The sequence below is a fragment of the Streptomyces sp. CNQ085 genome, assembly GCF_022614595.1.
Classification (GTDB): domain Bacteria; phylum Actinomycetota; class Actinomycetes; order Streptomycetales; family Streptomycetaceae; genus Streptomyces.
On the sequence record NZ_JAJFAU010000046.1, the window covers coordinates 21,327 to 29,560 of the forward strand.

Below are 8,234 nucleotides of genomic sequence, written 5' to 3' on the forward strand. Positions count from 1 at the left end.
CTACGCGGGGTCCCCGGCCCGCTCCCGGTGCCACTCCTCCAGCCGCCGGTGGCACTCCAGGCCGTCGGGTACCACGTCCCACCCCTCCAGCCGCCGCTCCACCTCGCCCTTCGGCAGGAAGTCCCACCAGGCGACCTCCTCGGCCTGCGGGCGCACCGGCAGATCGCACCGCACCTCGTAGACGGCCAGGAACCAGGTGTGCTCCGGCGACTCGTACAGGAACGTCAGCCGGTGCTCGGGGTGCGGCAGCCCGCTCACCCCCAGCTCCTCCCCGGCCTCGCGCAGCGCCGCCTCGTCGTAGCTCTCGCCCGCGCCGACCACGCCCCCGACCATCAGGTCGTACATCGAGGGGAAGACCAGCTTGCCCGGGGTGCGGCGGTGCACGAAGATCCGGCCCTCGGCGTCGTACACCCGCACCGCCACGCTCCGGTGCCGCATCCGCCGGGCGGTGGCGGTGCCGCGCCGGGCCCGGCCGATCACACGGTCGTACTCGTCCACGATGTCCAGCAGCTCGTTCGCGGACCTGCCCGCCGTCTCCTCGCTCGTCACCCGGCCATCAAAGCAGCCCGCGGGGGTGTCGTGCGCCAGGGCGGGGGGTTACTCTCCGGTCACCAGCGGGACGGACCGAGGAGCGGATGGGCCGATGGCGTACGACGCCGATGTGATCGTGATCGGGGCGGGCCTGGCCGGGCTCGCGGCCACCGCCGAACTGGCCGGTGCCGGACGGAAGGTGATCCTGCTCGACCAGGAGTCCGAAGCGTCCCTGGGCGGCCAGGCGCACTGGTCATTCGGCGGGCTGTTCCTCGTCGACTCGCCCGAGCAGCGCCGAATGCGCGTGCGCGACAGCCGCGAGCTGGCCTGGCAGGACTGGCTCGGCACGGCCGGCTTCGACCGCGAGGAGGACGCCTGGCCGCGCCGCTGGGCCGAGGCGTACGTCGACTTCGCGGCAGGGGAGAAGCGCGCCTGGCTGCGCGCCCAGGGCGTGCGGCTGTTCCCCGTCGTCGGCTGGGCCGAGCGTGGCGGCTACGACGCCCGCGGCCACGGCAACTCGGTGCCGCGCTTCCACATCACCTGGGGCACCGGGCCCGGTCTGGTCGAACCCTTCGAACGGCGGGTGCGGCAGGGCGCCGAACGGGGCCTGGTGGACCTGCGCTTCCGGCACCGCGTCACGGGGCTGGCCCGCGGCGCCGGAGCGGTGGACACCGTCACGGGCGAGGTGCTCGCCCCCAGCGGTGCCGCACGCGGCACGGCCGCCGGCCGGGAGGTGACCGGCGTCTTCGAACTGCGCGCCCAGGCGGTGATCGTCGCCTCCGGCGGCATCGGCGGCAACCACGACCTGGTGCGCGCCAACTGGCCCGAGCGGCTGGGCACTCCGCCCAGGCGGATGCTCTCCGGAGTGCCCGCCCACGTCGACGGCGCGATGCTGGGCATCGCCGAGGAGGCCGGCGGCCGGATCGTCAACCGCGACCGGATGTGGCACTACACCGAGGGCATCGAGAACTGGGACCCGGTCTGGGCGCGGCACGGCATCCGCATCCTGCCGGGTCCCTCCTCCCTGTGGCTGGACGCCTCCGGCAGCCGGCTGCCGGTGCCGCTCTTCCCCGGCTTCGACACGCTCGGCACTCTCGAGCACATCATGGGCACGGGGTACGAGTACACCTGGTTCGTCCTCACGCGGAAGATCGTCGAGAAGGAGTTCGCGCTCTCCGGCTCGGAGCAGAATCCCGATCTCACCGGCCGCAGTGTCCGCCAGGTGCTCGGCCGGGCCGGCTCCGGAGTGCCCGGCCCGGTGCGCGCGTTCATGGACAAGGGCGCCGACTTCGTCGTCGAGCGCGACCTGTCCGCCCTGGTGCGCGGCATGAACGCGCTCACCGGGGACGGTCTGATCGACGAGGCCGGCCTGCGCCGCGAGATCACCGCCCGCGACCGCGAGATCGCCAACCCCTTCACCAAGGACCTCCAGATCACCGCCGTACGGGGCGCCCGCGGCTACCTCGGGGACAAGCTCATCCGCGTCGCCCCGCCCCACCGGCTGCTGGACCCGAAGGCGGGCCCGCTGATCGCCGTGCGCCTGAACATCCTCACCCGCAAGACCCTCGGCGGTCTGGAGACCGACCTGTCCTCCCGCGTCCTCACCACCGGAGGCGAGGTGCTGCCCGGTCTCTACGCGGCCGGTGAGGCCGCCGGCTTCGGCGGCGGGGGCATGCACGGCTACCGCTCCCTGGAGGGCACCTTCCTGGGCGGCTGCCTCTTCTCGGGCCGCACCGCGGGCCGCGCGGCGGCGGAGGCTGTGGGCTGAACCGGGCCCGGACCGGACACGGCGAGGGCCCCGCGGATTTCCGCGGGGCCCTCGGCTTCCCTGTGTCCGGAGGGGGACTTGAACCCCCACGCCCGATAAAGGGCACTAGCACCTCAAGCTAGCGCGTCTGCCATTCCGCCACCCGGACAGGTGCGTGCCGCCGACCGGGGCCATGGCGACGTGTAAACCATAGCACTGGGAGGGAGCCGGGCGATCATCCCGGCTCCTGTGCTCCAGCCCCGGGAAACGGGAGGATGGGCGCGAAACCCCGCAACACGAGGAGGCAGTGTGAGCGAGCCGAACGCGACCACCACCGCGGCCGACGCGGTCAGGGGCGAGGAGGAGGTCGTCGACCTGTGCCGCGATCTCATCCGGATCGACACCAGCAACTACGGCGACCACTCGGGACCGGGTGAACGGGCCGCGGCCGAGTACGTGGCGGAGAAGCTCGCGGAGGTGGGACTGGAGCCGGAGATCTTCGAGTCGCACCCGGGCCGGGCGTCGACCGTCGCCAGGATCGAGGGCGAGGACCCCTCCCGGCCCGCGCTGCTCATCCACGGGCACACCGACGTCGTCCCGGCCAACGCCGAGGACTGGACCCACCACCCGTTCTCCGGCGAGATCGCCGACGGCTGCGTGTGGGGCCGCGGCGCGGTCGACATGAAGGACATGGACGCGATGACGCTGGCGGTCGTGCGTGACCGGCTGCGCGGCGGTCGCAAGCCCCCGCGCGACATCGTGCTCGCCTTCCTCGCCGACGAGGAGGCGGGCGGCACCTGGGGGGCGAAGCACCTGGTCGAACGGCACCCGGAGCTGTTCGAGGGCGTGACCGAGGCGATCGGCGAGGTCGGCGGCTTCTCCTTCACCGTCAACGAGAAGCTGCGGCTGTACCTGGTGGAGACCGCAGAGAAGGGCATGCACTGGATGCGGCTCACCGTGGACGGCACCGCCGGGCACGGCTCGATGACCAACGACGACAACGCGATCACCGAACTGTGCGAGGCGGTCGGACGGCTGGGACGGCACAGGTTCCCGGTCCGGGTGACCAAGACGGTGCGCTCCTTCCTCGACGAGCTCTCCGACGCCCTCGGCGTGGAGCTGGACCCGGAGGACATGGACGAGACCCTGGCGAAGCTCGGCGGCATCGCCAAACTGATCGGGGCGACGCTGCGCAACACCTCCGCGCCGACGATGCTCGGCGCCGGCTACAAGGTCAACGTCATCCCCGGGCAGGCCACCGCCCATGTCGACGGGCGCTTCCTGCCCGGCCACGAGGAGGAGTTCCTGGCCGACCTCGACCGGATCCTGGGCCCGCGCGTGAGGCGCGAGGACGTGCACGCCGACAAGGCGGTGGAGACCGGCTTCGACGGCGCCCTGGTGGACGCCATGCAGTCCGCGCTGAAGGCCGAGGACCCGATCGCGCGGGCCGTGCCGTACATGCTCTCCGGCGGCACCGACGCCAAGTCCTTCGACGACCTGGGCATCCGCTGCTTCGGGTTCGCCCCGCTGAAGCTGCCGCCGGAGCTGGACTTCGCCGGGATGTTCCACGGGGTGGACGAGCGGGTGCCGGTGGAGGGGCTGAAGTTCGGCGTGCGGGTACTGGACCGCTTCATCGACCAGTGCTGACCGGCCCGGCGCCGCAGGGCCCGGTGCGATCGGGCACGGTCCGGCCCTCCCGTTAATCGCCCGTGTGTGCGTGTGTGACCAGGACGGGTGAATGCGCCCTCGGGCCGTAGCCCGCTTCCTCCGATGTCGTTACAGGGAGTGCGGTCCGCGGCTGGGATCGCATTGCCAACAAGGAGGAAGAATGATCAAGAAGGTCGTCGCCGTCGCGGCTGCCACCGGTGGTCTCGTGCTCGCGGGCGCGGGTGTGGCCGCCGCCGACTCCGGTGCCAAGGGCGCCGCCATCGGCTCCCCCGGTGTCGTCTCCGGCAACGTCATCCAGGCGCCGATCCACGTTCCGGTGAACGCCTGCGGCAACACGATCAGCGTGATCGGGCTGCTGAACCCCGCCTTCGGCAACTTCTGCGTCAACGACTGACGTCGCGTCCGGGCCCGCGAGGGGCCTGTGCGCGGCGGCCCCGGAGCGCGCGCCATGCGCTCCGGGGCCGCCGTTTCGGCGGACGGGGGCGAGGAGTGCCTCCCGCCCGCGCTCAACCCGTAGACCGCAAGCCACCCGCACATCAGAGGGCAAGGGGAAGTACACATGCGACAGGTCACAAGGAAGGGCCTGATCACCATCGCCGCGGCCGGCGGCGTGCTGGCCATGTCGGGCGGTCACGCCGCCCACGCGGACGCCGAGGCCCGGGGTGTGGCCGCGGGCTCGCCGGGCGTGCTGTCCGGCAACACCGTCCAGGCCCCGGTCCACGCGCCGGTCAACGCCTGCGGCAACACCGCGACCGTGGGCGGCGGTCTCAACCCGGCCTTCGGCAACGAGTGCGCCAACATGGACGACAACCACCAGGGCGGCCATGACGGAGGCCACCACCAGGGCGGCCACCAGGGGAACCCCGGCGGCCAGGACCGGGGACAGGGCGAGGAGCAGAGCAAGGAGCACGGCGAGACGCAGCGCGGGAAGCACGCCGGCGACGGCGGGGCCCGGGCCGAGGGTGTGGCCGCGGGCTCGCCGGGCGTGCTGTCCGGCAACACCGTCCAGGCCCCGGTCCACGCGCCGGTCAACGCCTGCGGCAACTCCGTGAACGTGGTGGGCGGTCTCAACCCGGCCGCCGGCAACGAGTGCGCCAACACGAGCGACCACAAGCCGTCCCCGGAGAAGCCCGGGCCGGAGAAGCCGAAGCCGGAGGAGCCCGGGCCCGAGAACCCGGAGAAGCCGAAGCCGGAGGAGCCCAAGCAGCCGGAGGAGAGGGACAAGCCCCGTGCCGAGGCCCCCCGGAAGCCCGCCCCCCAGGCCATGGGCGGCGAGCTGGCGCAGACCGGCAGCGTCGGGCTGGGCACGGTCGTCCCGGCCGGTGCCGGGGCGCTGCTCGGCGGAGCCCTGCTCTACCGGCGCGCCCGCGCCATGCGGGGCTGACCGGCGCCGGGAGACACCCCGGGGACCACAGCCGGAAGCACGGCGAGGAGCGGGCTCCGCCCCTTACGGGGGTCGGGGTCCGCTCCTTCCGCGTTCCGCGTCACCAGGTGGCGCGCAACTGGCGGATGATTCGCCGCCGCAGCCGTACCCGGCGGCTGCCGTCGGAGTTGAGCCTGAGGCGGTCCAGTTCCCAGTGTCCGTACTCGGCGTGTTCGGTCAACAGACGTGTGGCGGCCTTGCGGGAGACCCCGCGCGGGACGTACACATCGCGAAATTCGTATTCCGGCATCACATCTATTGTGCGTGCGGGGCCCCGGTACGGATAGCGTCTGCACTATGTCTGATGCTGCGCAGCCCGGTGCTGCCGAGGTACGAGCCGCCGCCGAAGCGTTGAAGACCGCGCTGGACCGTCACCTCGAAGCCGTCGAACGACGGTCTGCCGAGGGGGGCTCGGGTGCCGGGGCCGCCCGGGCCGAGGCCGCCGTCCACGCCGCCTTCGACGAACTGGCCGCGGCGGGCGAGGCGTACGACGAGCTGTTGTACGACGTCTACGACGAGGTCACACCCTTCGAGATCCCGGGCGGCGACGGCATGCCCGCCTACGCCGGGCCGGAGGAACCCGGCGTCCTCAGCGTTCTCATCCGCCGCGACTACACCGTCGTGGAGCCGCAGCGGCTGATGGCCCAGGCCCAGCGCGTCACCGCGCTCGACCCGGACTCGGCGGACACGGACGAGGAGGCGCTGGAGGGCCCCTTCGCCGGGAGCGGGGTGCACGCCGCCCTCAGCGTGCTGTTCGGCGAGTACGAACCCGACGAGATCGCCACCCGGCACGAGGAGTTCGGCCTGGAGGAGGGCGACTCCACGCTCTGGGTGATCGCGGGCGACGAACCCGCCGAGCCGGGGGAGTGGCTGGGCTCGCCCTTCGACGGGGCCGACCCCGAGCAGGTCGTCTGCCGCTTCGACGCCAGCGCCGTCTTCGACGAGGAGGAGGACCTCTACGGCGAGGACGAGGGCGGCGGGCCGGTGGTCCGGGCCGCGGACTGATACGCCCCGCCCTGCCCCGCCGTCGACGCCTGCGCGCGCAGCAGCGTGCGCAGGCGTGTCGTGCGCTCCGGGGCCGGGATCCGCTCCACCGCCCGCGGCAGCGCCTGGTCCACACCGTGCACCACGGACAGGTGCCGCTCGCCGCGGCCGAACGCCGTGTACACCCAGGCGCGGTTGAGAGCCGGGACCGCGTCGCCCGGAAGCACCACCACGGCTGCCGGCCAGCGCGTCCCGACGGCCTGGTGGGCGGTGATCGCCCAGCCGTGCCGCACCGTCCGCGCCACCCGCCCGCGCGGGACGGTGACGGCGCGGCCGGAGCAGTCCAGACGCAGCCCCTCCTCGTCCCCCGACACCACCGTCCCCGGTGAGGTGTGCCCGGGTGAGGGGGAGTGGGCCACCCGGTCGCCCGGGTCGAAGCCGCCGAACCGGCCGGGGCCGGGGTTGAGCCGCTCCTTGAGGGCGGCGTTGAGCGCCCGGGTGCCCGCGGCGCCGCCGTGGCCGGGCGTGATCACCTGCGTCAGCCCGGCGGGCACCCCGAGCGCCCGGGGCACCGAGTCGGCGACGAGCTGCACGGTGCGGTGCACCGCCTCCCCGGCGTCGCGCACCGGGACGATCATCACCTCCCGGCCGGGCGCCTCCACCCGGTTCAGCTCGCCGGCCCCGACGCCCGAGACCAGTTCGCCGACCGGCCCGGGATCCGGGGTGCGGGAGACGATCTGCGGGCAGACGCGTGCCGCGAGCAGATCGGCCAGCACCTGGCCGGCGCCCGCCGAGCCGAGCAGGTGCGGATCACCGCTGAGGATCAGCCGTGCGCCGTCCGGCACCGCCTCGGCCAGCGCCGCCGCGCGCTCGGCGTCGAGCTGGGGGGCGTCCAGCACGGCGAGCAGGTCCAGTGCGTACGCGCCCTCCTCGTCGCGCCCCGGGCCCTCCCGGCCGGCCAGCAGCCCGTCGACGGTGACGGCCGCCGGGCCCGGGCCGCCCCGGTCGCCGCCCTCGGTGTCCAGCAGCTCCGCCAGCCGCCGCCTGCCGTCCTCGCTGTGCGCGGCGGCGTACGCCCGCAGTCCCAGCGCCCGGGCCGCGGCCACCAGCGCCGCCGGCTCGCCGCGGGCGGCCTCGCCGCCGGTGTGTACCACCAGACCGCTGCGGGCGACGGCGCGCACCAGCTCGGCCGCGGACGGACCGGGCGCCCTACCCGCGGCCTCCTCCCAGCGGGCCGTCTCCTCCTCGCCGGGCGGGACGAAGGTGCTGCCCAGCCGGGCCAGCCCCTCGGCCAGGCTCTCCTCGGCCAGCGCGTGGCGCTCCAGGCCGACGAGCAACCGTACGGGCCGCTCGCCCGCCTCATCTTCCGCCCCGGTGCTCCCGGCCACGGCCTCCCCGTTCCCGGAGCCCTCCTCCGGGGCGTCCTCGAAGGTCAGCACCGCGCCCGCGTCGACCGCCTCGCCCACCGCCGCATCCGGCTCCGGTACGCCGTACCGGGCCAGTCCCTCGGCCAGGGCCTTCGGGGCGAGCACGGTGTGCCCGGACAGCGCCGCCCGTTCCAGCAACCACACCGCCAGGGCACGGCCGCGCCGCTCGTCGCCCGGACCGCCGTCCGGCCCCAACAGCGCCCGCGCGAAGCCGTCCGCCCGCTCCGGTGCCACGCCCGGGACCGCCAGCAGCTCCCACGGGTCGGCCCGCAGCACCTCGGCGGCACCCTCGCCGAGGGCCTCCACCACGGCCGCGCCCAGCGCCGCGGGCGCGCCGCCCTCGGCCAGCAGCGCGGTGATGTCCTCGGGCACGGCCTGCGGGCCGTCGCCCGGTACGTCCCGCGGCGCGCCGGGACCGCCGGCGGGTCGGCCGGCCGGCGCGGTGCGCCGGGGC

General features: G+C 74.4%; 8 protein-coding genes and 1 tRNA gene. 5 read left to right on the forward strand and 4 right to left on the reverse strand.

The genetic code is table 11. The features are described from left to right. Positions 1-549: an NUDIX hydrolase gene (locus LJ221_RS10795; protein ID WP_241715754.1), complete on the reverse strand. Its 549-nt coding sequence runs from the start codon at positions 547-549 to the stop codon at positions 1-3. A gap of 94 nt (positions 550-643) precedes the next feature. Between LJ221_RS10795 and LJ221_RS10800 the strand changes: the two genes are divergently transcribed. Next, positions 644-2,299 (forward strand): FAD-binding dehydrogenase, encoded by a 1,656-nt coding sequence (locus tag LJ221_RS10800; protein WP_241715756.1) that lies wholly within the window; start codon positions 644-646, stop codon positions 2,297-2,299. Positions 2,300-2,362: 63 nt separating this feature from the next. Here the strand turns inward: LJ221_RS10800 and LJ221_RS10805 are convergent. Next, positions 2,363-2,447, reverse strand: a tRNA-Leu gene (locus LJ221_RS10805). A 140-nt stretch (positions 2,448-2,587) separates the two neighbouring features. Here LJ221_RS10805 and LJ221_RS10810 point away from each other — a divergent pair. From LJ221_RS10810 to LJ221_RS10820, 3 genes are all read left to right on the forward strand, one after another. Next, positions 2,588-3,925 (forward strand): M20/M25/M40 family metallo-hydrolase, encoded by a 1,338-nt coding sequence (locus LJ221_RS10810; RefSeq protein WP_241715758.1) that lies wholly within the window; start codon positions 2,588-2,590, stop codon positions 3,923-3,925. A gap of 181 nt (positions 3,926-4,106) precedes the next feature. Then, entirely contained in the window at positions 4,107-4,340 is a 234-nt protein-coding gene (locus tag LJ221_RS10815; RefSeq protein ID WP_241715761.1) for a chaplin, read from the forward strand. Positions 4,341-4,505: 165 nt separating this feature from the next. Then, complete coding sequence (locus LJ221_RS10820) at positions 4,506-5,330, forward strand: chaplin (protein WP_241715763.1); 825 nt, start codon at positions 4,506-4,508, stop codon at positions 5,328-5,330. Positions 5,331-5,430: 100 nt separating this feature from the next. Here the strand turns inward: LJ221_RS10820 and LJ221_RS10825 are convergent, their stop codons facing one another. Then, the gene (locus tag LJ221_RS10825; protein WP_241715765.1) at positions 5,431-5,619 is read right to left on the reverse strand and encodes a DUF5703 family protein; all 189 of its coding nucleotides are present in this window, start codon (positions 5,617-5,619) and stop codon (positions 5,431-5,433) included. 47 nt (positions 5,620-5,666) lie between these two features. On the opposite strand from LJ221_RS10825, the gene LJ221_RS10830 reads away from it, so the two are divergent. Then, positions 5,667-6,374 carry a hypothetical protein gene (locus LJ221_RS10830; protein ID WP_241715767.1) on the forward strand — a complete coding sequence of 236 codons (708 nt, stop codon included), beginning with the start codon at positions 5,667-5,669 and terminating at the stop codon, positions 6,372-6,374. Here LJ221_RS10830 and LJ221_RS10835 read toward each other — a convergent pair. Beyond that, positions 6,326-8,234, reverse strand: a 1,909-nt coding sequence (locus LJ221_RS10835) for a helix-hairpin-helix domain-containing protein (protein ID WP_241715769.1), incomplete at its 5' end; no start/stop codon positions are given. The genes LJ221_RS10830 and LJ221_RS10835 overlap by 49 nt on opposite strands.

Coding starts and splice junctions, on each gene's coding strand:
- LJ221_RS10820 (WP_241715763.1), top strand. CDS start 4,506: ATGCGACAGGTCACAAGGAAGGGCCTGATCACCATCGCCGCGGCCGGC.
- LJ221_RS10825 (WP_241715765.1), bottom strand. CDS start 5,619: ATGCCGGAATACGAATTTCGCGATGTGTACGTCCCGCGCGGGGTCTCC.
- LJ221_RS10830 (WP_241715767.1), top strand. CDS start 5,667: ATGTCTGATGCTGCGCAGCCCGGTGCTGCCGAGGTACGAGCCGCCGCC.
- LJ221_RS10815 (WP_241715761.1), top strand. CDS start 4,107: ATGATCAAGAAGGTCGTCGCCGTCGCGGCTGCCACCGGTGGTCTCGTG.
- LJ221_RS10800 (WP_241715756.1), top strand. CDS start 644: ATGGCGTACGACGCCGATGTGATCGTGATCGGGGCGGGCCTGGCCGGG.